The sequence below is a fragment of the Chitinophaga sp. genome (genome assembly GCF_039596135.1).
Classification (GTDB): Bacteria; Bacteroidota; Bacteroidia; order Chitinophagales; family Chitinophagaceae; genus Chitinophaga.
Genome location: NZ_JBCNKH010000002.1, coordinates 19,106 through 41,519 on the forward strand (window position 1 = coordinate 19,106; position 22,414 = coordinate 41,519).

At 46.1% G+C, this 22,414-nt stretch carries 20 protein-coding genes; 14 read left to right on the forward strand and 6 right to left on the reverse strand.

Annotation, left to right across the window (positions count from 1 at the left end; all coding sequences use genetic code 11):
* Position 1: 1 nt before the first annotated feature.
* The 8 genes from ABDW16_RS02040 to ABDW16_RS02075 all read left to right on the forward strand — a co-directional run bounded on the left by ABDW16_RS02040 (position 2) and on the right by ABDW16_RS02075 (position 6,001).
* Entirely contained in the window at positions 2–868 is an 867-nt protein-coding gene (locus ABDW16_RS02040) for a UbiA-like polyprenyltransferase (RefSeq protein ID WP_343667447.1), read from the forward strand.
* Positions 868–1,281 carry a Holliday junction resolvase RuvX gene (gene ruvX / locus ABDW16_RS02045; protein ID WP_343667448.1) on the forward strand — a complete coding sequence of 138 codons (414 nt, stop codon included), beginning with the start codon at positions 868–870 and terminating at the stop codon, positions 1,279–1,281. Before ABDW16_RS02040 ends, ruvX begins: the two co-directional genes overlap by 1 nt.
* Before the next feature lie 103 nt (positions 1,282–1,384).
* Positions 1,385–1,963: a peptide deformylase gene (gene def, locus ABDW16_RS02050; RefSeq protein WP_343667449.1), complete on the forward strand. Its 579-nt coding sequence runs from the start codon at positions 1,385–1,387 to the stop codon at positions 1,961–1,963.
* A gap of 68 nt (positions 1,964–2,031) precedes the next feature.
* Complete coding sequence (locus ABDW16_RS02055; protein WP_343667450.1) at positions 2,032–2,580, forward strand: sigma-70 family RNA polymerase sigma factor; 549 nt, start codon at positions 2,032–2,034, stop codon at positions 2,578–2,580.
* A gap of 4 nt (positions 2,581–2,584) precedes the next feature.
* Positions 2,585–3,445: an anti-sigma factor gene (locus tag ABDW16_RS02060; protein ID WP_343667451.1), complete on the forward strand. Its 861-nt coding sequence runs from the start codon at positions 2,585–2,587 to the stop codon at positions 3,443–3,445.
* A 217-nt stretch (positions 3,446–3,662) separates the two neighbouring features.
* Positions 3,663–4,214: a sigma-70 family RNA polymerase sigma factor gene (locus ABDW16_RS02065; RefSeq protein ID WP_343667452.1), complete on the forward strand. Its 552-nt coding sequence runs from the start codon at positions 3,663–3,665 to the stop codon at positions 4,212–4,214.
* A 3-nt stretch (positions 4,215–4,217) separates the two neighbouring features.
* Positions 4,218–5,048: an anti-sigma factor gene (locus tag ABDW16_RS02070; protein ID WP_343667453.1), complete on the forward strand. Its 831-nt coding sequence runs from the start codon at positions 4,218–4,220 to the stop codon at positions 5,046–5,048.
* Between the two features lie 26 nt (positions 5,049–5,074).
* On the forward strand, positions 5,075–6,001 hold the full coding sequence (locus ABDW16_RS02075) for a hypothetical protein (RefSeq protein ID WP_343667454.1): 927 nt from the start codon (positions 5,075–5,077) through the stop codon (positions 5,999–6,001).
* Positions 6,002–6,053: 52 nt separating this feature from the next.
* Here ABDW16_RS02075 and ABDW16_RS02080 read toward each other — a convergent pair whose 3' ends face one another.
* Both ABDW16_RS02080 and ABDW16_RS02085 read right to left on the reverse strand, forming a co-directional pair.
* The gene (locus ABDW16_RS02080; RefSeq protein WP_343667455.1) at positions 6,054–7,715 is read right to left on the reverse strand and encodes a gliding motility-associated C-terminal domain-containing protein; all 1,662 of its coding nucleotides are present in this window, start codon (positions 7,713–7,715) and stop codon (positions 6,054–6,056) included.
* A 202-nt stretch (positions 7,716–7,917) separates the two neighbouring features.
* A complete protein-coding gene (locus ABDW16_RS02085; RefSeq protein ID WP_343667456.1) occupies positions 7,918–8,985 on the reverse strand; it encodes an RluA family pseudouridine synthase in 1,068 nt (355 codons plus the stop codon).
* 303 nt (positions 8,986–9,288) lie between these two features.
* Here ABDW16_RS02085 and lipB point away from each other — a divergent pair, with 303 nt between their 5' ends.
* Entirely contained in the window at positions 9,289–10,002 is a 714-nt protein-coding gene (gene lipB / locus ABDW16_RS02090; RefSeq protein ID WP_343667457.1) for a lipoyl(octanoyl) transferase LipB, read from the forward strand.
* A 28-nt stretch (positions 10,003–10,030) separates the two neighbouring features.
* Here the strand turns inward: lipB and ABDW16_RS02095 are convergent, their stop codons facing one another.
* The 4 genes from ABDW16_RS02095 to ABDW16_RS02110 all read right to left on the reverse strand — a co-directional run bounded on the left by ABDW16_RS02095 (position 10,031) and on the right by ABDW16_RS02110 (position 15,459).
* Complete coding sequence (locus ABDW16_RS02095; RefSeq protein ID WP_343667458.1) at positions 10,031–10,822, reverse strand: hypothetical protein; 792 nt, start codon at positions 10,820–10,822, stop codon at positions 10,031–10,033.
* A 107-nt stretch (positions 10,823–10,929) separates the two neighbouring features.
* Entirely contained in the window at positions 10,930–11,817 is an 888-nt protein-coding gene (locus ABDW16_RS02100) for a pyridoxal-phosphate dependent enzyme (protein WP_343667459.1), read from the reverse strand.
* Positions 11,817–14,087, reverse strand: a complete 2,271-nt coding sequence (locus tag ABDW16_RS02105) for a family 20 glycosylhydrolase (protein ID WP_343667460.1) — start codon at positions 14,085–14,087, stop codon at positions 11,817–11,819. Before ABDW16_RS02105 ends, ABDW16_RS02100 begins: the two co-directional genes overlap by 1 nt.
* Positions 14,088–14,115: 28 nt before the next feature.
* Entirely contained in the window at positions 14,116–15,459 is a 1,344-nt protein-coding gene (locus tag ABDW16_RS02110) for an alpha-L-fucosidase (RefSeq protein ID WP_343667461.1), read from the reverse strand.
* A 232-nt stretch (positions 15,460–15,691) separates the two neighbouring features.
* Between ABDW16_RS02110 and ABDW16_RS02115 the strand changes: the two genes are divergently transcribed.
* The 5 genes from ABDW16_RS02115 to ilvN all read left to right on the forward strand — a co-directional run bounded on the left by ABDW16_RS02115 (position 15,692) and on the right by ilvN (position 22,384).
* The gene (locus ABDW16_RS02115) at positions 15,692–16,594 is read left to right on the forward strand and encodes a sugar phosphate nucleotidyltransferase (RefSeq protein WP_343667462.1); all 903 of its coding nucleotides are present in this window, start codon (positions 15,692–15,694) and stop codon (positions 16,592–16,594) included.
* A gap of 414 nt (positions 16,595–17,008) precedes the next feature.
* Positions 17,009–17,914 (forward strand): branched-chain amino acid transaminase, encoded by a 906-nt coding sequence (locus tag ABDW16_RS02120; RefSeq protein WP_343667463.1) that lies wholly within the window; start codon positions 17,009–17,011, stop codon positions 17,912–17,914.
* A gap of 450 nt (positions 17,915–18,364) precedes the next feature.
* A complete protein-coding gene (ilvD, locus tag ABDW16_RS02125) occupies positions 18,365–20,044 on the forward strand; it encodes a dihydroxy-acid dehydratase (RefSeq protein WP_343667464.1) in 1,680 nt (559 codons plus the stop codon).
* On the forward strand, positions 20,010–21,767 hold the full coding sequence (ilvB, locus tag ABDW16_RS02130) for a biosynthetic-type acetolactate synthase large subunit (protein WP_343667465.1): 1,758 nt from the start codon (positions 20,010–20,012) through the stop codon (positions 21,765–21,767). Before ilvD ends, ilvB begins: the two co-directional genes overlap by 35 nt.
* 26 nt (positions 21,768–21,793) lie before the next feature.
* Positions 21,794–22,384, forward strand: a complete 591-nt coding sequence (ilvN, locus tag ABDW16_RS02135) for an acetolactate synthase small subunit (protein WP_343667466.1) — start codon at positions 21,794–21,796, stop codon at positions 22,382–22,384.
* The last annotated feature ends 30 nt before the right edge of the window (positions 22,385–22,414 follow it).

The following is a 22,414-nucleotide window of genomic DNA, read 5'->3' on the forward strand; positions in this document are numbered from 1 at the left end:
GATGATTACCACAGTAAACAAGTACCTCTCGCTTGTAAAATTCAGCCATACCATATTTGCCATGCCGTTTGCGCTGACCGGCTTCTTTATTGCCACTGCCAAGGCGGGGTATTCTTTCAGCTGGCAGCTGTTTGTATTGGTTATATTATGTATGGTCTTTGCAAGAAGTGCGGCAATGGCATTTAACCGCTGGCTGGATGTGGATATTGATAAGATCAACCCCCGTACTGCTAAACGCGAGATTCCTGCTGGTGTGATTACAAAAAACAATGCCCTCCTGTTTATTATTGTGAACTGTGCTGCATTTATCCTCACTACATACTTTATCAACATGATTTGCTTTATCCTGTCACCAGTCGCCCTGATTGTAGTGCTGGGATATAGTTATACCAAGCGTTTTACGGCGCTGTGCCATATGGTACTGGGATTAGGATTGTCACTGGCGCCCATAGGAGCATACCTGTCTGTAACAGGGCAGTTTGCGGCATTGCCGGTGTTGCTGTCCTGCCTGGTGCTCTGCTGGGTATCTGGTTTCGACATCATTTATTCCCTGCAGGATGAGGATTTCGACCGTTCCCAGTCCCTCAATTCTGTGCCTGCCTGGTTAGGAAAGGTGGGAGCGCTGCATTTTTCTGAAGGATTGCATGTGGTAGCGGGTGCACTGGCCATTACGATCGGGTTGATGGGGCAGTTCCATTGGCTGTATGCAATTGGAGCAGCTGTATTCATCATCATGCTGATTTCACAACACATGTTGGTAAAGCCAAACGATCTGAGCAAGGTGAATATCGCTTTTATGACCACAAATGGTATTGCAAGCGTAGTATATGCAGTATTTGCGATTGCTGACATGTTATTTTTAGGGTAATGGGCAGAATACTGGCAATAGATTATGGGAAGAAGCGGACCGGACTGGCAGTGACAGATCCCTTGCAGATAATAGCAACCGGGCTTACCACGGTGCCTTCTCAAACGCTGATTCCTTACCTGAAAAAATACTTCGAAACCGAGCAGGTAGAGCTCATTCTCATAGGCGAACCCAGGAACCTGGACGGGAGTAATACAGATGCGACTGCTTTGGCAGCAGAGTGTGTACGGATCCTGAAGAAGCACTTTCCCAATATACCGCTGAAGCAGGTAGACGAGCGATTTACCTCCAAAATGGCCTTCCAGACCATGATAGATAGTGGATTGAAGAAAAAAGACAGGCAGAATAAAGCCCTGGTAGACGAGATCAGTGCCACAATCATACTACAGGAATATTTACGCACTAAATTTTAGCCGGCTGCAAGCCCCGGCGCACAAAAAAATCGCTTTTGCCATAGGCAAAAGCGATTTTTTTGCCATTTTCGTAACTTTGCACTTTTAAAAACAAAACGATAGAATGATTTTACCAATCGTCGCCTACGGCCATCCGATACTCCGTAAAATGTGTGATGACATTACACCAGATTACCCGGAATTAGACAAGCTGATTGCCAATATGTGGGAAACCATGTACGCATCCAGCGGTGTAGGCCTCGCAGCACCTCAGATCAACAGGCCCATCCGCCTTTTTGTAATAGACAGCGAACAAATTATCAATAACCTGGAAGAAGATGAAAAAGACGAGTACCCTGGCGATGCCGGCGTAAAACGTGTTTTCATCAATGCCCACATCGTAGCCACCGGTGGCGAAGAATGGCCTTACAACGAAGGTTGCCTCAGCATTCCTAAGGTAAGAGAAGACGTATACCGGCCCGAAACCGTTACCATCCGCTATGTAGACGAGCACTTCCAGCCGCACGAAGATACTTTTACCGGCGTCACAGCCCGCGTTATATTCCATGAATACGACCATATTGATGGTAAGTTATTCATCGATCATCTCAAACCGCTTAAGCGCAGAATGATCAAAAGCAAGCTGGACGATATCTCCAAAGGAAAAGTTAAAGTAGATTACAAGATGATATTTCATAAATAAAACGTATGAAAATTTTGTAATGTTAAAAATCCCTATTATTTTAGTGCCTGCAAACTAATCAACTATATTTGGGAGCAGCACTTACATATACTGAAGCCGAACTGGTAGCTGGATTAAAAGCCAGAAACGAAAAGTTTTTCGGTTACTTATATGATCATTATTCACCGGCACTGTATGGAATCGCCCTCAAAGTTGTGGTCGATGAGTCCCTTGCCGGAGATGTGTTGCAGGAAATCTTTCTCAAGATCTGGAGAGGTATAGACCGTTACGATGCAGAAAAAGGTCGCCTGTTCACCTGGATGGTGAACATAGCCCGCAATACAGCTATCGATACCCTCCGCTCCAAAGGCCACAAGCTGGGCCAGAAAGTTCAGGAAATAGGAAACAATTCCCTTATAGTCGATCAACTGGCGGTACACCCGTCCGTTGATCATTTGGGATTGGCCAAAGTGGTGGAACAGTTGAACAAGGAACAACGTGTTATCATAGACCTGGCTTATTACAAAGGTTGTACCCAGGAAGAGATCTCCAAAATACTGGATATTCCACTCGGTACAGTCAAGACCAGAATGCGTAATGCGATCATACAATTGCGGAATATTTTAAAACAGATGTAAGCAAGTGGATGTTCAACGTTACATATCATCCGGTGCCATTGAGAACCATGTGATCGGTTTAGTCTCCGAAGCGGAAACCCGCGAAATGGAGGCTGCGATCCGGCAGTATCCCGAAGTAAAGGCGGCTGTCGATGCTGTGCAGCAGGATATGGAGAAATATGTGATGATGTTGGCAAAGAAGCCACCCGTTAACCTGAAAAAACAAATCCTCGAAAAATTAAAACAGGATACCATTGCAGATGAGCCAGTTGTTGTTGTAGCCCAACCCGTTGCAATCGACGAGGAAATTCCTGTAATCGACTACGCCTCCAAATCCCCCATTTCTCCTTTAAAAATATGGCAATATGGCGCCGCGGCCGCTTTTACCCTGCTTGTAGCCAGTGTTGTCATGAACATTGCTTATTTTACAAAATTCAACGATTCTCAACAGCAATACGCCAGTCTTCAGGATAGCCAGACCAGCTTTACTGAAGAGAAAAATTCGCTCTCAGAAAAACTGCGCCTTGCCAACCAGGAACTGGCCCTGATGAAAGATCCGGCTTTCAAATGGATTAAAATGCTGGGTACGCCTAAGCACCCTGGCAATGTAGCCACCATCTGCTGGGATCCGCAGTCGAAAACTACCTATATACTCGCACAGAAACTTCCCGCACCCCCTGCAGACATGCAATACCAGCTATGGGCAGTCGTAAATGGCAAATGTATAGATGCAGGTGTGTTCGCTACAGGCGAACCGTCTACCTCCATGCAAAAGGTCAAAGATGTGGTCAATGCACAGGCTTTTGTAGTTACCCTCGAAAAGAAAGGTGGCAGTCCAACTCCCACTCTGGACCAGATGTTTGTAGCCGGCAAAGTGGCTGGATGATACGAAAAAATCTCTTACTCTCTCATTTTCAATTATTCCGCAATAATTGCTATATTTCCTTTATTATTGCATTCCCTTTAACCATTAATTATTATTTGTATTTATTTGTAATCACACGCAGCTGTACCGGGACACGGGTACTTTCTTCTGTAGCGTCTACGGCTATGATGTGGGAGCACATGCGAAAAGTCATTTTTAACATAATTCTTTAATTGTTTTGGAATCCGCGTTCACATTTACGGAATCTGAGCTGATTCAGGGTTTAAAAGCTAAAGATCAAAAGGTCTTTGGTTACCTGTATGACCGATACTCTCCGGCTTTGTACGGTGTGGCGCTGAAAGTGCTCAACGACGAAAGCAATGCGAGTGATTGTCTGCAGGAAGTATTCATGAAGATCTGGCGAAACATCGATCGCTACGACGAAAGTAAAGGTCGCCTGTTTACCTGGATGCTGAATATTACCCGCAATACCGCTATTGACTCCCTACGTTCTAAGGCACATAAAATGGATCAGAAAATCCAGGACATCGGAGATGACGTACATTTATTTACAGGCAATTTAGCCGTACACCCATCCGTTGACCATCTCGGACTCTCCAAGGTGCTGGAAAAGCTGACAAAAGAACAACGAATCATCATTGATCTTGCCTACTACAAAGGTTGCACACAGGAAGAAATTGCTAAGGTGCTGGAAATCCCTTTGGGTACTGTGAAAACAAGGATGAGGAACGCGATCATTCAATTAAGAAACCTGTTAAAATTAGCTTAAGAAGTGGGTGCAACAAGTTACATATCCTCTGGAATTATTGAGGTCTATGTCAGCGGATTGGCTTCTTCCCGTGAAAGGGAGGAACTGGAATTCGCGATAGCACAATACCCTGAGGTTGCTGCAGAATACCAAAGCTGCCAGCAGGATATGGAGCAATACATAATCTATAAGTCAGTCATACCACCTGCCACTTTAAAAGAAAGATTACTTACACAGTTAAATACCGAAGAAACTGCACGTGCAAATGGTACTTACGTCGATGAAGATGTGATACCGGAAACGCCCGTACGTAAAGTTCTTGTAAACAGCGCATGGCGCTGGGTAGCTGCTGCCTCAATCCTTTTGCTGGTAGGAAGTGCATTGTTATATTATAACCTGTTTACACGATATACCGGTTTGCAACAGCAATACGAAGCTGTGGCAGCGTCCAATGCTACTATCGCTGCAGCATCCAGCGCATATCGTACCCGGCTGGAACAGGCCGAACAAAATCTACACATTGTACAGGACCCATCCATGAAAACGGTGAAGATGCAGGGTACCAAATCATTCCCGACTGCCCTCGTTACCGTATACTGGAACCCGGCTTCCAAAGAAGTCTTCGTAATGGTAAACAACCTGCCACAACCTTCTCCTGATAAGCAATACCAGCTATGGGCCATGGTAGACGGTAAACCCGTAGACATGGGCGTATTTGAAACTGGTACCGAAGCTAAAATTATCCAGAAAATGAACTCTATCGGCAATGCCGGGATGTTTGCCGTTACTTTGGAGAAAAAAGGCGGTAGCCCGGAACCAACTTTAGATCAGATGTACGTAGCCGGTAAGATATAATCCCACGGTATTTCGTAATTTGCAGCATGCGATCTTTGTTGTTATTCATTGTTGCTTTCTTAATCAGTAACATTTCAATTGCCCAGGATACGGCCAACTATAGAGGAATGACCGTCAATCTCGACGAGGTTGTCGTGCAGGCCAAACGGGTAGGCTTTGATGTCAACAGCTTCATCAAGCGGGTAGAAACAGATACTACCTTCTACAGGGCTTTCCGGAACCTTCATTTATTGGGTTATTCGGCCGATAATGACATCCGGATTTATGGGAAAAAAGGAAAGATAGATGCTTTCCTGAAAAGCCAGACCGTGCAGACCATGCAGGGAACCTGCCGAACCATGAAAGTACTTCACGAAGAAACGGGCGGCGATTTCTATACCTCCAAAGGCGACTATAAATACTATACTGCTGAACTGTATGCAAACTTCTTCTTTACCAAAGGTACCGTGTGTGCCAAAGCCAACGGTGAATCTATAGAACCTTCGAAAGGGAACCTCGCTAAACACAAAGCCCAGCTCAAACAATTGATCTTTAATCCCGGTCAGCCTATCAGGGGGGTACCTATCGTAGGTGGTAAGGTAGCGATCTTTGATCCCGAAGTGATGCGCCTCTACGATTTCTCCATTACATCCGAAGATTTCAATGGTGTACCTTGCTGGGTGTTTTCAGCGACTGCTAAAAAGGGATTGGGATATTTTGACAGGAATGATATTGTAATCAATGAGCTGATTACCTATTTCACGAAAGAAAGCTTTGACATCGTCAACAGGAAATATTCACTCTCTTACAAGACGCTGGTTTTTGATTTTAATGTGAAGATGAATGTGCAGCTGGTGAAAAAACAGGATCTGCTTACACCGGTATTAGTGACGTATGAAGGAACATGGGATGTGCCGTTCAGGAAGAGAGAAACGGCGATATTTATAGCAAAGTTTCATGAATTCACAAGATAAATGGTCTTTATAAAAAGAAAGCCCCGTTCGTGAGAACGGGGCTTTTTTTATTTTAATGTATGACTGTGATTGCGCCTGTTTTCCTGATATGTTCTCCTGTTTTCTGCACCGTATATTCCATCACCCACACATATGTTCCGACTGGTACCCTTGTTCCGTTTTTCGTGCCCGTCCAGCCGATATCAGGATCTGTCGTATAGTAAATCTGCGCACCCCATCTGTCGTACACACTAATCGAAAACGACAGCAGCGGACACCTGTATTTCGGTCTGAATAAATCATTGTTCCCATCTCCATTCGGACTAAAGCCGCTGGGTAACCAAACCTGGCAGTCACAATCCCTAAATCCTACTTCTACAGAATCGATTGCAGTGCCACAGGTATTTTGCGCCACTACGGCATAGATGCCGGCGGTATTCACTTTGTAGAGTGCTACCGTACTACTGTCCTGCCATTTATAGTTATTGCCCGCTCCTTTGGGATACAGGGTATAAATCTCTCCATTACACAGCACTGTATCTCTGCCCAGGCTCACCCGCAGGGTATCTTCAATCTGTACATGAATGGTATCGCTGGATACACATCTGCCTATTTGTGCACGCACATAATAATAACCGGTTTTGGTCACATAATAGGTGGCCTGCTTACTGGTATCCTGCCATCGATAGGTACCGGTGCCAAAATCGGCGGTGAGTACGAGCTTTTCCCCTTTACAGATGATGGTATCATTGCCGAGGTTTACATTGCGCAGGGCATTGTAACGTACCCGGATGGTATCAATCACATTACAGGTGTTATTGATCGTGGCATAGCACCACAAATCTGCCGGGCTGCTGGCAGAAACCGTGGGGGTAGTTGCACCGTTGCTCCACAGGTAAGCAGTGGCGCCGGAAGTGCTGCCATCGATGATCACTGTTTCGTCAGGACAAAGTAAAGTATCCGGACCCAGTGAGTATGGGTGCTCAGTGCCTGCAAATGAAATGGTGATACTGTCACTGAAAATACCGCAACCCTTGGCGTTGGCATTCACGATATACATGAATGGCGCCCGCGCAGTATCGCTGTGTACCACAATATCCGGCGTAGTTTCGCCCGTATTCCAGGAGAAGGTACAGTTTTGAGCAGTAGCATCCAGTTGCAGGTATTCATTGAGACAGAGCACTACGTCATTCCCCAGTTCTATTTCCGGTTCCGGGGTATAGAATACGTTCATAGAATCTGGTACCAGGCAACCATTGATCTTTACCTTGTACGTCTGCATGGTATCTACCACGATGCTCTGACCAGTGGAGCTATCCTGCCACAGGTAGGCAGCGCCGGCTACATAAGGAGCGGTCAGGGTAATGGTAGTACCTTCACAGAGAGTAGAGTCGGTAGGCCCAAAGTCGTAAGGTACAGGTGCTACGATGGTGAGGGTATTGGTAGAAATGTCTTCCACCCCACTCCGGTACGCAACCAGGGTGATGGTATAGTCGCCAAGGGTACTGTAAAGGTGCACCCCGTTGATGGCTTTGGAAGAATCGTATTTGCCAGACGCCGGATCGCCATAGTACCATTTGACGGAGTCGATGCCGTCACGGTCAGCCGTGGCAATGACAAAACGAATACTATCGTTCTGGCAGGTTGAGTTGAAGGTAAACGGTGTAGACGCCTGCGCGGTGGGCGAACCGAGTAAACCGAGTAAAATGACGAGGATTAGATATAGGTTTCTCATGCTTGGGACATGGGTAAGGCATAAAATTAAAAGAAATTCATGATATATGGTATTTTTTTAATGGAAACGTAAAAACTTAGTTCCATTAACATCCGGTTAGCAAACGTACCATATCATTATCCTACTTTTATGCCTGAGAGAGAAGTAAAGCAGCCTCCCATGCTGCTCAGGCATCCCGCCATGCGGGATGCCTTTCGGACCACTAATCTTCCAGCGGCCTTGCAGAGATATACCTTCTCCACTTTTCTAATACCGCCTTAAAATCTTCCGGCAGGGGACTTTCAAAATGGACCGGCTTGCGGGTGCGTGGGTGAATAAAGCCTAAAGTCTGCGCATGCAGGGCATGTCTTGGCATGAGCTCAAAGCAGTTATCCACAAATTGCTTGTATTTATTAAAAACGGTGCCTTTCAGGATGCGGTCGCCGCCATAAGTATCGTCATTGAACAGGGAATGGCCTATATGCTGCATATGCACCCTGATCTGGTGGGTACGACCTGTTTCCAGGCGGCACTCAATGAGTGTCACGTAGTTAAAGCGCTCCAGCACCTTGTAATGGGTAATGGCATCTTTGCCATATTCCCCGTCAGGATATGCATCCATAATCTTCCTAAAGCGTTGATGGCGACCCACATGTGCTTCTATGGTGCCTTCATCTTCTTCAAAATCTCCCCATACCAGGGCGATATATCTTCTCTGTACGGTGTGATCAAAGAATTGTTTGGCCAGGTCGTTCATCGCTTTTTCTGATTTAGCGATGACGAGCAGACCGCTGGTATTCTTATCAATACGGTGTACGAGGCCAAAGCGGGGAACTTCAGGCTCCGTCACCTCGGTGGTCTGACCGCCCAGGTACCAGGCCAACCCGTTTACCAGGGTGCCGGTATAGTTACCACAACCCGGGTGTACGACCATCCCTGGTTGCTTGTTGATGATCATAATGTCTTCATCCTCAAATACGATGTTCAGGTCCAGTTGCTCCGGTATTACATCTGTATTCTCAGGATTTTTGGTCGTCATGACCACAATCCTGTCGAAGGCTTTGACTTTATAGTTAGACTTTACGGGTTTATCATTGACAATGACCCAACCTGCTTCGCAGGCCTGTTGAATTTTGTTGCGGGTGGCACCTTCCACCCGGTTCATCAGGAATTTATCGATACGGAGAGGCTCCTGTCCCTTGTCGGCAACAATATTGACACGCTCATACAGCTCTTCACTGCCTTCGCCGCTTTCCAGCTCATCATCCAGTTCAATCAGATCTTCGGTCATGTATTTAAAAAATTTCTGCAAAGGTATGTCATTTTGGCCGTTTCATAGTATAGCCATAGCCCGGTCACAGCGATATTCCATATGTATCTCACAGGTATCCCATAGATATTCCGTATCTCTATAGATACGGGATATCTACGGCTTATCTACGGTTTATATACGGGATATATACGGAATACCTCACAGAGAGCGCTATGGTCGTAGTATTGGGAGGATCATGCTTCAAAAAGGCCACGTAGCAAGGTTGTAGCGAGCGAGCGATTTCAATTCCGGAAGGCAACATTTCAGTAACTTTGCACTGTTATGACCAACAGAACCATTCATATCCAGGACCTCGGCGTAATTGAATATCAACCAGCCTGGGATTACCAGGAGCAGTTGCTACAGGAGAATGTAAGAATCAAACAGGCAAGAGGCAGGGGAGAGCTCCCCGCCGATAGCACGGTAGAGACGACCAATCATTTTCTCTTTTGTGAACATCCCCCTGTATATACCCTCGGCAAGAGCGGGCATATGGAAAACCTGCTGCTCGATGAAGCGCAGCTGGCAGACAAGGGTATTGCCTTTGTGCCTACGAACAGGGGTGGAGATATCACCTACCATGGCCCCGGGCAGGTAGTAGGGTATCCAATTCTGGACCTCGAATACTTTTTTACTGATATAGGCAAATACCTTCGTTTACTGGAAGAAGTCGTGATTCGTACACTGGCAGATTATGGTATCAAAGGGGATCGTTCCCCGGGAGAAACGGGGGTATGGCTGGATCCGGAGGATCCAAAAAAAGCCCGTAAGATTTGTGCAATGGGAGTGCGCTGCAGCCGCTGGGTAACCATGCATGGTTTTGCCCTGAATGTGAACACAGACCTGAATTACTTCAGCAATATTATTCCCTGTGGTATAGTGGATAAGAAGGTAGCTGCCATGCAGGAAGAACTGGGCAGGGAAATTCCCCTGGGGGAAGTGAAGGAAAAACTATTACAGCATTTTGCCGAAGTCTTTGACGCCGTTATCGCATAAAAAAAGGAGCGCTTTTAGCGCTCCTTTTTTAGTTTCTATAGATGAGTGGGATGAACACATTCCACTTTTCCAGTACTTTTCCGTCTTCTAAGATTTCAAAATTGAACCAGCCGGCATGGAGAAAGATGGCTTTTTCCAGGATGAGGAAAGGCTCTTTGACCTCTTTGATGTCGAACAGGAAGGTACCATCCGGTTCATAGAACTTCACTATATACTTTTTATTGGGTGCATCGGGCAGTTTGATGTTCACATTGCCATCTGCAGTGGTATATATGTAATTGGAAGGATGCCATACGATCTTTTCTTCCTTTGGCGCTTCTTTTTCCTTTACGGCACCTTTGTCGGTAACGACCGGCGGCGGAGTGGTGGAGGTGGCTATACCCGCAGCTTTGGCGGCGGCAATAGCGGCTTTTACATCGGCTGCGGTCAGTTTTTCCCGATCATTGATGGAGGAGTCCGGTACGGCCAGGACAACCTTGGTGAAGAAATAGCGGCCATTGTTGAAAATGATCAACATACGGTAATAGTTGGAGCCTGGTAATGGCTTACCATCATCATATGAACATCGGATATCTCCAGGATTGCTGATATAACCAATGGTATTAAAGTTCAGGACGCTGTCAAGCGAGCGCTGCACGCCGATCGACTTTACGTCTCTGAAACCCGATATAAATTCAAGTCGGATCTTCCCTGTTTGAATCAGGGCCGAAAACTCCGGAAATACCGGGAGCGCCTTTTGAGCCTGTTGGGCCTGTGCTGAAAATGCTAATGCTGATAGTGCTAATACTGTGACAATAAAAATTCGCGACAACTGCTTCATAAATTCCTGATTCCTGTAACTACAATAAGCTTCAAATATAGTAAACGCCTTTTTAAATATTCGTTAATAAAGTAATATACCGGGCAGAAGGAGAAAGATATTTTTGATTAGTAGTGTAATACTCCTTTTTTGAGTGAAAGGTTGCCCTGTAATCCCCCGGAGTGAATCAATAAGACCCTGCTCCCGGCCGGGTATAATCCACTTTCAATATCTTTTTTAAATCCCTGTACCAGTTTGCCGGTATACACTACATCCAGTGGTATTTTAGTCTCCTCATAAAATTGATTCATAAATTCGATCAATTCCCCTTTTACCTTTGCATACCCGCCACCATGGTGGGCATGGATCAATTCCCAGGGGGGAGCACTGCGCTCTTTTAGCAATGCTTTTACTTCGTCTGAAAGATATTCCGCCCCTTTCAACACCACATATCCTTTCAACTGCTGCTGTGGTGCTGCACTATTAATCAGCCCTGCCAGGGTAGTACCAGTCCCTACTGCACAAATGATGTGGGTAAATCCTGAAATATCTTTGATGGATAAGATTTCTTCACACCCTTTCGCACCCGCTGCATTATGCCCTCCTTCAGGCACAAACCAGGCATCCGGAAATTCCGCTGTCCAGTCTCTGGTTGCTTTCTCTCTATATGCCTCTCTCGTCACAAAATGCAACTGCATACCCTGCTGCTGCGCCAGCTGCAATGTATGGCTTAACCGGGGTGCAGCTTCGCCCCGCACTACCGCTGTACACCGCATGCCCAGCAACCTGCATGCCGCCGCTGTGGCGGCCAGATGATTAGAGTAAGCCCCTCCAAAAGTTACAATATGATCCCTGCCGGCCGCTTTGGCGGCCGCAACATTACATTGCAGCTTGAACCATTTATTGCCGGATACAGCATCATGTAAAAGGTCTAAACGCAACATGGCTGCCTGTATTGTACCGGGCAGCCATGTTGGCGTGATATTTTGTAACTGAATATTACTATAGTCGAACATTAATTAAACAAGCTATTGCGCAAATTTAATGGTTGTCCACCTTTTGACAGCAGTACATTTATCCACCCAATCTCACCGGTATTGAAATACTGTATTTTGATTTTGTGATATCCCTTTTTCAACCCAATTACGCCTACTTTTTCGGTCGTGTTATGTACGCCATCATTGTCAGCGACTACCTCATCATCGATGTATAAAACTGATCCGTCGTCAGACAGCAGGTTGAATGTATACATCCCATCAGCATCTACTTTTACATACCCTGTATAGGTAACTCCGAAATCTTTCTTTGCAATAAAAGGGCGCAGATCCAGGCCGCCAATAGTTCCGGCACTATCACCTTTTTCCCCCAGTTCTTTAGCCGTTTTTGGTACATTCTTATACACTACTGAAAAGCGTAATCCATTTGTTGGTTTTACACTGGCAGCTTCCCGGTAAGGTTTACGTGTATAAGTGGTGCTGTATACATTGCTCTTACGGCCGCCGGGCGTCACTTCTATGTATTTCAATACAACAGTTCCATTCTCAGGTACAGAGATAGTGAACGGCTGCGTATATAGCTTACTGTTAGTATCCGGTCCGCTGCCGTCGATGGTATAATATATAGCGGCGCCTTTCACCCCGGGAGTCAGTGTAACGGTGGTTCCCGCTGTAGCGATCAGGGTATCTTTCAGCTGCATGGGTTCCGGTATTCTGAAGTTTACCCCCTGCTTGTCAATAGCTGCCAGTGCAGTGGGGGCTTTTTTCTGGAAGCGGTTCCAGTTGCGCCTGGCCGCAGGGGACCAGGCTATTTCAGACAGTGCCAATGCCCGCGGCCAGGTCATGTAATCTACATAAGTCTGATCAGGCATATATTCTGTCCATATATTCGCCTGTACACCTTTGATGTATTGCTGTTCTTCTGCACTCAATGAAGGGGGCAATGGCTCATAGTTATACACGGTGCTTAGTGACAGGTAATTGCCAATTCTGCTGGGCTCTGTGGCTTGAGGACTCTGGTAATAATCGAGGTACAGGTAAGTATTGGGCGACATGATTACATCATGTTTTTCCTTTGCTGCTGCAATACCACCAGCTTCACCACGCCAGCTCATCACGGTTGCATTCGGCGCTAAACCACCTTCCAGTATTTCATCCCAACCAATGATGCTGCGCCCCTTGCTATTCACAAACTTTTCCACGCGTTGTATGAAATAACTCTGCAGGGCATGTTCATCTTTCAGTCCCAGTTTCTGCATGAGCGCCTGTACCTGTGGCGATTCTTTCCAGCGATCTTTCGGACACTCATCACCGCCTATGTGAATATACTTACCTGGAAAGAGGTCCATTACTTCTGTAAGTACATCCTGGAGGAAAATAAATACAGAATCATTCGCCGGGTTCAGTACTTCTTTTGATACGCCCCAGGTAGTCATGGTTTCATATTGCTTACCATAACCAAAGCTGGGAAATGCGGCCAGCACTGCCTGTGAGTGGCCCGGCATTTCTATTTCAGGAATGATGGTGATATGCCTGTCAGCGGCATACTTTACGATATCCCTTATTTCATCCTGTGTATAAAATCCGCCATATGGTTTACCATCATAAGTATTGCTGCGTGCTGCATGACCTACTACGGTTTCCTTTCTCTGGGAAGAGATCTTTGTAAGCTGTGGATATTTTTTAATTTCAATACGCCAGCCCTGGTCTTCTGTGAGGTGCCAGTGGAAGCGGTTGAATTTATACTGCGCCATCACATCGATGAATTGCTTCACATAGTCAGGAGGAAAGAAATGACGGCCTACATCCAGCATCAGCCCACGATAGGCAAAGCGGGGAGCATCGGATATTTCCACACCCGGTATATGAATGGCAGCACTTTTTTCGGCTGGTAATAACTGTTGTAAAGTTTGCAAACCATAGAACAACCCTGCTGCATCGCCTTTTAGTGCAATGGTACCATTGTTTACAAAAAGCGTATAAGCCTCTGGCGCACCGGTTGTTTCTTTGATGTCAATAATGGCGGTGGGCTTTACTTTCGGCACAGGCTTGTCCGTCATTGCTACTTTAAACCCATATGTACTTTGCAAAAATGCATTGAGCAAACCGGCAGTGGTTTGGGCGGCAGCACCTTCATAATGAATCAGCGCATTTTCGTTCAGCACAAAGCTACCCGGTACACTTTGCAGTGACTTAGGCTCCGGGATGATCATAATGTCAGCTGTTTTCTTTTGAGCGGTACCATAGAGGCACAGCAGCGCTGATAAGGTTGACAGGATTAGTTTTTTCATAATGCGAAGCTGTTTGATGGCTTGTTGATTAATCGTTATTTGTCAGGAAACCTCCTTTGCCCCTGTACAGCTTTACGGGCTTGTCCAGTTGCAGGGCCAGTACAGTCATATATTTATCCTGGACATTCTCAGGTACGTCAATATACACAAGACCGGGCACACTACTCCATGAAATTTTACCAACGATCTTATGAGATAGTTCAGTGTTCGTACCTACTACTTGAATATGCTGAATATTATTCATTAGTCCTTTTACCATAATAGATCCTGTTACTTTGCCAGGCAGGAACAGGTACAGGGTAGTGGAATCTTTACTAAGAGTAGTAGGGCCATAGAAGTGGCCTTGCGGAATACCACCGATGGTATTGAAGATGGCAGGTGCATGTTTTTTATTCCAGGCGCCCAGTTCCTGCAGCACATTTACCTCTTCGGGAGGAATGTGCCCGGTGGCATCGGGGCCGATATCCAGCAGGAGGTTGCCACCATTACTGATAGCGTCGGCAAAGATGGTGATAATTTCATAAGGTGTTTTCCAGTTGGTATCGTCAGGATGGTATCCCCAGTTACTATTAATAGTCATACAGAGTTCCCACCAGTTGTAGTGAGGGCGTGTTACGGGGAAATTCTGTTCCGGTGTTTCGTAATCGCCATACCCTTGCAGGCGGCCATTAATAATAGTGTTTGGGTTGTAGGTTGTAAGCATGGTGCGCATTTTGGCAGCTTCCCATTCAGCGGCGCTGTGTTCCCAGTCGCCATCGAACCACCAGAGGTCAGGATTGAAGCGGGTCATTACTTCTTTAAGTTGTGCTTCGTAGAAGTTGCGGAAGCGCTGCCAGCGTACGGTATCTTTAGCGGCATCATACCGGGAACTATCTTTCAAAAACCCGGGATAGTCAGGATAACTCCAGTCTATCAACGAAAAGTAGGCACCGCATTTAATCCCTTCTTTGCGCAGGGCGGCATAGAAGGGGGTGAGTACATCTCTTTTGGCGGGTGTACTGTTCACCGCATCCAGCTTACTTAATTTGCTGTCCCACAGTGCTACCCCGTCATGGTGCTTGGTGGTGATCACGGCATAGCGGGCGCCGGATTCTTTGATCAGCGAAGCCCATGCAGCAGGGTCATAACTGGTGGCAGTGAAGCCTTTCAGCTGTGCCATGTAGTCCTGATATGGTATTTTTTTATTGTGGAAGGACCAGGATTCGTCTACCCCATTTACGGAATATATACCCCAGTGAATAAAGATTCCCAGCTTCGCATCCGAGAACCACTGCATCTTTTGAGCGATCTCCGAAGCTGGAACATGTTGTTGGGCAAAGGCGCTGGCACATAGCGAAAAGGCAATGGCAGCCTGCAAAAAAACTCTTTTCATTGACAGATTATAATTGATAACAATAACGTAATAGCCCGGGTTGGTATAGTGTTTGCTGTTTTCCTACCACCTACAGGACTAATATTATAGGTAACTCTAATGGCTAGAGCTACGAAAGTTGAGACACCTACTTTATTGAAAAAGAAAACGTGAAAATAGTTTTAATCAGTAAATTTAGTCCCTGGAAATTCGCCAATCACAATAAAAAATTAATAAAAACAATCTCCTACAGATGCAACCCACTTTATTGATTCTGGCAGCCGGTATGGCGAGCCGTTACGGTAGTTTAAAACAAATACAGCAGTTTGGCCCTAGCGGTGAGACTATTATCGACTACTCTATCTATGACGCGATCAGAGCAGGTTTCGGTAAGATTGTGTTTATTATCAGGAAAGATTTTGAAGCGGAATTCAAAGAAATATTTGAGCCCAAACTGAAGGGTCGTGTACAGACTGATTACGTATATCAGGAGATGGATGCTTTCCTGGATGGATATCCGGTACCAGCGGATCGTACTAAGCCGTGGGGTACTGCGCACGCTGTGTTGTGTGCTAAAAACGCCATCAACGAGCCATTTGCTGTGATCAATGCAGATGACTTTTATGGTCGTGATTCATTTGAGAAAATGGCGAAATTCCTGGAGAACTCCTGCAAACCTGACGTATACAGCGTAGTTGGTTATCAGCTGAGCAAGACTATTTCCGAGCATGGTTCCGTATCCCGTGGGGTATGCGCGGCCGATGGTAATGGCAACCTGGCGGAGATCAACGAACGTACCAAAGTATATAAGGATGGCGATAAGATTGTGTACGAAAATGCGGATGGCAGCAAGCACGAACTGGCCCCTGAAACACCGGTATCTATGAACTTCTGGGGTTTTCACCAGAATGTATTTGGTCTGAGCCAGGAGCTCTTCAAAGAATTCCTGAAGAAAGATGGAGATAAGCCTAAGTCTGAATTCTTCATTCCAATTGTGGTAGATAGCTTCATTCAGCAAAAACTGGGTGTGGTAAATGTACTGCCAACTGCTGCACAGTGGTTCGGTGTTACTTACAAAGAAGATGCGCCGGGCGTACAGGCTAGCCTGTCAGCATTGGTTGAATCAGGAGAATATCCTACCAACTTGTGGAAATAAACCACCACCTGGTGTTATTAATGTCAGTCATTATACAATAATTCTGTTGGTTTTATAAAAAATGTACAAAGAAAAGGGGATAAATTTCAATATTTTCAAAAAGGGATGATTTGTTTGCGAAATCACTAAATTTTTTGATTGTATTGTTTTTTATTTCAATCACCAATACTTTTGTACAGTTAAACAACAAAGCATTCCTCCCATGTGGGTAAATAAAGACAATAACAAGATCAATCACATCGTAGCTCAGCTCAACTGGGCTATTACGCTCGTTGTGATCGTCGTTGTCATTATTAGCCACCAGTATGGAGGATAGGTAACTGTGTACAACCAAATCGAATATACAGCCTTCCTCCACAAGAGGGAGGCTTTTTTTATGCCTGTTATTCACTAGATTTCTAATATCTGAATTATATGTATAGCTATTACAACGAGAACACCATCATTTACGTGGACGGGGAGTATAAGAAAGCCACCGAAGCCAAAATCGACCTGTATGGTCAGTCTTTACATTATGGATACGCCGTATTCGAAGGTATCAGAGCTTATAAAACTGCGAGTGGAGAAGTGAAAATCTTCAAAGCTGAAGAGCACTTTGATCGCTTCCGCCGCAGCTGTGAGTTAATTCATATGCCTTACAATTACACCAACGAGGAGTTAATCACCGCTTGCTACAAGGTATTGGAACTGAACAATATGCAGGAAGCGTACATTCGTCCGCTCGCTTATTGCCCACCAAACATGACCCTGAAAGCTGCATCCGAAATGAACGTGATGATCTGTGCATGGGAATGGGGTGCTTACCTGGGCGAGAAGCTGCTGAAGGTAATGACATCTTCTTATCAGCGTCCAAATCCAAAGGCATTCAAGATTGAATCCAAGTCGGCTGGCCTGTATATCAACTCCATCCTGGCTTCGCAGGAAGCTAAATCAAAAGGCTTTGACGAGGCTTTGCTGCTGGATCTGGAAGGCTATGTAGCTGAAGGTCCGGGCGCTAATATTTTCTTCGAAAAAGATGGTAAACTCGTAACCCCACCTCCAGGTGCTATTCTGCCTGGTATCACCCGTGCTACAGTCATTGAACTGTGCCAGGAGCTGAACATTCCATTAGAACAAAGACTTTTCACTACCGACGAACTGAAACAGGCTGATTGTGCATTCTTCTGCGGTACAGCTGCTGAGGTAATCGGTATCGAATCGCTGGATGGGCAGGGTTTTGCTAAGCCATGGCCGCAGTCGCTGGGTAAGCTGCTGCAACAGGCTTATAAAGCTAAGGTGCTGGAGAAGGAATTTGACCGTTCTTCAGTGAAAGTGGCGTAAGGGATAAAGGTGTTCAGAATATATAACTGAATCATTTTCAGGAGTTTTTTCTGGAAGAGAGGTTGTATTTTGTATATAATTTAGAAATAAGAACATACCGGGAGTATTTATGGCCTGGTATACCCAATGAACACTGCTTCGCTTTGATATTCAATAGGTGAGTGGTCCGATGGCGGCCGGCCGTCAGACCACTCCCATTTTAAAGAATCAGCATTCGTATTAGAAGATTTTTTTAAGAGTTGGATTTTGGATTTTTGAGTTCACGTTATTCAGTACCATAGCGGTTTTGAGACGAAAATGGACCTTCTTGAAATCCGTTGGGACCCCAAAATGTCGGTTTGGAACTTGACGCATATAGCCGCTTCTTTGTATCCTGCTTAATATGATATTCAACATTTGGGAACCGGTTGAATAAACTATACCGGAACCCTGGCAAACTTTTACTAAAAGATGGAATTGAACAAGTACAGCAAAACGCTCACTCAGGACCCTACACAGCCTGCTACCCAGGCTCAGTTGTATGGTATAGGTTTAACAGAAGAGGACCTGAAGAAAGCACAGGTGGGCATTGCCAGCATGGGATATGATGGCAACACCTGTAATATGCACCTGAATGAACTGGCACAGGAGGTCAAAAAAGGGGTCTGGGCCAATGATCTGGTCGGCCTTACTTTCCATACCATAGGCGTCAGCGATGGTATGACCAATGGTACACCAGGTATGCGTTACTCGCTTGTGAGCCGTGACCTGATTGCCGATTCCATCGAAACTGTAGTGGGTGGCCAGTATTATGATGGCCTCATCACTGTACCGGGTTGTGACAAAAACATGCCCGGCTCCCTGATAGCAATGGGCCGTTTAAACCGTCCGGCTATCATGGTATATGGTGGTTCTACCTCTCCTGGTCATTATAAAGGAAAGGACCTGAACATCATCTCTGCTTTTGAAGCACTCGGCCAGAAAATGGCGGGTAATATGAACGATGAGGATTATAAAGGTATCATCATGAACTCCTGCCCGGGCGCTGGTGCCTGTGGTGGTATGTATACCGCTAATACCATGAGCTCTGCTATTGAAGCCATGGGTATGAGCCTTCCTTACAGTTCTTCTACTCCTGCTCAGAGCGAAGCAAAACGCGAAGAATGTAGAATTGCAGGCAAATATATTCGCCTGCTGCTCGAAAAAGATATCAAGCCCAAGGACATTATGACCTTCAAGGCTTTTGAAAACGCTGCTGTAGTGATTATGGCCATGGGTGGTAGTACCAATGCCGTGCTGCACATGATCGCTATTGCAAAGGCTGTGGGTGTGAAGTTTAACATCAACGATTTTCAGCGTATCAGCGACAGCACTCCACTGATCGCCGACCTGAAACCAAGTGGCAAATACCTGATGGAAGACCTGCACAAGATTGGCGGTGTTCCATTGGTAATGAAATACCTGCTGAAAGCCGGCCTGCTCCATGGCGATTGTATGACCGTAACCGGCAAGACCATTGCTGAAAACCTGGAAAGCGTACCAGACCTGGAGTTCGAAAGCCAGGACATCATTGTACCGGTAGAAAAACCACTGAAAGCATCCGGCCATATCCAGATCCTGTATGGTAACCTGGCAGAACTGGGTTCTGTAGCTAAGATCACGGGTAAGGAAGGTGAGTTCTTCCGTGGTACGGCAAGGGTATTCGATGGTGAATATGAACTGATTGCCGGTATCACCAGTGGCCGTGTAAAGAGCGGAGACGTAGTGGTAATCCGCAACGTAGGTCCCAAAGGTGCACCAGGTATGCCTGAGATGCTGAAACCTACCTCCGCCATCATGGGTGTGGGGCTCGGTAAGAGCGTAGCACTGATCACCGATGGCCGTTTCTCTGGCGGTACCCACGGTTTCGTGGTAGGTCATATCACCCCTGAAGCGGTAGAAGGTGGCCTGATCGGATTAGTAGAGGACAACGATATTATTGAAATTGACGCAAAACACAACACTATTAAGCTGGAAATAAGCGATGAAGAAATCGCTGCCCGCCGCGCTAAATGGGTAAAACCTGCCCTGAAGGTAAATAGTGGAGTATTATATAAATACGCAAAACTCGTTTCAAATGCAACAGAAGGATGTGTTACCGATGAAGCCTGAGGCGGCTAATAAGCCAGCAGCGGCTACTGCGGAAAAACTACATATAACCGGTTCCGAAGCCGTTATCCGCTCGCTGATTGCAGAAGATGTGAAAACCATTTTCGGCTATCCAGGTGGGGCCATTATGCCCATTTATGATGCCCTTTACGATTTTCAGGATGAGGTTCATCATATATTAGTTCGCCACGAACAGGGCGCTACCCATGCTGCGCAGGGGTATGCCCGTACCTCCGGCAAGGTGGGTGTGGTGTTTGCAACCTCCGGCCCTGGTGCTACCAACCTGGTAACCGGTCTGGCCGATGCTTATATGGATTCTACTCCAATGGTATGTATCACTGGCCAGGTGGCTGCTCACCTGCTGGGTACCGATGCCTTTCAGGAAACTGACGTGATCGGGATTACCATTCCTATTACTAAATGGAATATCCAGGTAACCCGTGCTGAAGATATCCCAGGTGCTATCGCCAAAGCATTTTACATTGCTGCCAGCGGTCGTCCGGGTCCTGTACTGGTAGATATTACCAAGAATGCACAGGTAGCCAAGTTCGATTTTGAATATAGCAAATGTGAATATATCCGCAGTTACCACCCTGTTCCAAGGCTGGACAACCAGGCAGTGAAAGCTGCTGCTGCCCTCATCAACGAAGCAAAGCGACCTTACATCCTGTGTGGACATGGGGTACTGCTGGCAGGTGCTGAAAAGGAGCTGATTGCGCTGTCTGAAAAAGCAGGTATTCCCATCGCTTCTACCTTGTTAGGTCTTTCTGCCGTACCGGTAGATCATCCTAATTATGTGGGTTTCCTGGGTATGCATGGTAACTATGCTCCCAACATCAAAACCGACGAATGCGATTTAGTGATTGCTGTAGGTATGCGTTTTGACGACCGCGTAACCGGTGATGTCACTAAATATGTAAAACAGGCAAAAGTAATCCACATCGAAATTGATGCTGCAGAGATCAACAAGATCATCACTGCAGAAGTAGGTGTACATGCGGATGCTAAAACTGCACTGCAGGCCCTGTTGCCACTGGTGAAAGAAGCAAAACACGATGAGTGGATTGCAGGCTTCAAAGAGGCTGATAAACAGGAGGAAGAGAAGGTAAACCGTCGTGAACTGTACCCTACCGAAGGAGCATTGAAAATGGCGGAAGTAGTGCGCCTCATTTCTGAGCGTACTGAAGGTAAAGCAGTACTGGTTACAGACGTAGGTCAGCACCAGATGATTGCCAGCCGTTACTACCGCTTCAAAGATCCAAATACCAATATCACTTCTGGTGGTATGGGTACCATGGGTTTCGCACTGCCAGCTGCCATGGGTGCCAAGATGGGGGCCCAGGAAAAAGAAGTAGTGGCAGTGATTGGGGATGGTTGTTTCCAGATGACCTTACAGGAATTAGGTACGATTTACCAGTCACAGATTGGTGTGAAAATCGTGATCCTGAACAATAATTTCCTGGGTATGGTGCGTCAGTGGCAGCAACTGTTCCATGACAAGCGTTATTCTTCCACCGAAATGACGAACCCTGACTTTGTACAGATTGCGAAAGGGTTTTACATTCCGGGCAAGAAGGTAACTGACCGTGCCGATATTGTGGCGGCGATTGATGAAATGATCTCCCACGATGGTGCTTACCTGCTGGAGGTAGTCGTAGAGAAGGAAGACAACGTATTCCCGATGGTACCGGCTGGTGCGCCTATTGCAAATATCAGGCTCGAGTAGTAAACCTTTTAACAACGAAGAATTTTATGCAAAAAGAATATACAATCACGGTATATACAGAAGACAGGATCGGTATCACGAACCGCATCACTGTTATCTTTACACGCCGTCGTATCAATATCACCAGCCTCACTACCGCACCAACGGAGATCGAGGGTGTTTACAAGTTCATCATCACCGTACTGGCCGAAAGATCACTGCTGGATAAGGTAGTTGGTCAGATTGAGCGCCTGGTGGAAATTCACCGTGCATTTGTACACGATGAAGATGAAGTAGTGTACCAGGAGCTGGCTCTCTATAAGATATCGACAAAAGCATTGAAGAACGGCAGCATCGAAAAGCTGATCCGTGAAAATGCAGCGCGGATCCTGACTATTACAGACGAATACTTTGTATTGGAAAAGACGGGTCACCAGGAGGAGCTGATAGCGCTGCAGGCGAAACTGGCTCCTTATGGATTGATAGAGTATTCCAAGAGCGGTCGGGTAGCGATCGTGAAATGGAGCCGTCGTTTCCATGATCATTTGAAAGATTTGTCTCAGCAGGAGGCAGATGATCTGGCAGAAGTGGACTATACGCACGGGCAGCCAGGGTCACATCAGGCAGAGAGTATCTAATAAACTATAATTAAATTCATTAGGGCTGAC

Coding starts and splice junctions, on each gene's coding strand:
- def (WP_343667449.1), top strand. CDS start 1,385: ATGATTTTACCAATCGTCGCCTACGGCCATCCGATACTCCGTAAAATG.
- ABDW16_RS02095 (WP_343667458.1), bottom strand. CDS start 10,822: ATGAAGCAGTTGTCGCGAATTTTTATTGTCACAGTATTAGCACTATCA.
- ABDW16_RS02085 (WP_343667456.1), bottom strand. CDS start 8,985: ATGACCGAAGATCTGATTGAACTGGATGATGAGCTGGAAAGCGGCGAA.
- ABDW16_RS02110 (WP_343667461.1), bottom strand. CDS start 15,459: ATGAAAAGAGTTTTTTTGCAGGCTGCCATTGCCTTTTCGCTATGTGCC.
- ilvB (WP_343667465.1), top strand. CDS start 20,010: ATGCAACAGAAGGATGTGTTACCGATGAAGCCTGAGGCGGCTAATAAG.
- ABDW16_RS02115 (WP_343667462.1), top strand. CDS start 15,692: ATGCAACCCACTTTATTGATTCTGGCAGCCGGTATGGCGAGCCGTTAC.
- lipB (WP_343667457.1), top strand. CDS start 9,289: ATGACCAACAGAACCATTCATATCCAGGACCTCGGCGTAATTGAATAT.
- ilvN (WP_343667466.1), top strand. CDS start 21,794: ATGCAAAAAGAATATACAATCACGGTATATACAGAAGACAGGATCGGT.
- ABDW16_RS02105 (WP_343667460.1), bottom strand. CDS start 14,087: ATGAAAAAACTAATCCTGTCAACCTTATCAGCGCTGCTGTGCCTCTAT.
- ABDW16_RS02080 (WP_343667455.1), bottom strand. CDS start 7,715: ATGAGAAACCTATATCTAATCCTCGTCATTTTACTCGGTTTACTCGGT.
- ABDW16_RS02075 (WP_343667454.1), top strand. CDS start 5,075: ATGCGATCTTTGTTGTTATTCATTGTTGCTTTCTTAATCAGTAACATT.
- ABDW16_RS02040 (WP_343667447.1), top strand. CDS start 2: ATGATTACCACAGTAAACAAGTACCTCTCGCTTGTAAAATTCAGCCAT.
- ABDW16_RS02120 (WP_343667463.1), top strand. CDS start 17,009: ATGTATAGCTATTACAACGAGAACACCATCATTTACGTGGACGGGGAG.
- ruvX (WP_343667448.1), top strand. CDS start 868: ATGGGCAGAATACTGGCAATAGATTATGGGAAGAAGCGGACCGGACTG.
- ABDW16_RS02100 (WP_343667459.1), bottom strand. CDS start 11,817: ATGTTCGACTATAGTAATATTCAGTTACAAAATATCACGCCAACATGG.
- ilvD (WP_343667464.1), top strand. CDS start 18,365: ATGGAATTGAACAAGTACAGCAAAACGCTCACTCAGGACCCTACACAG.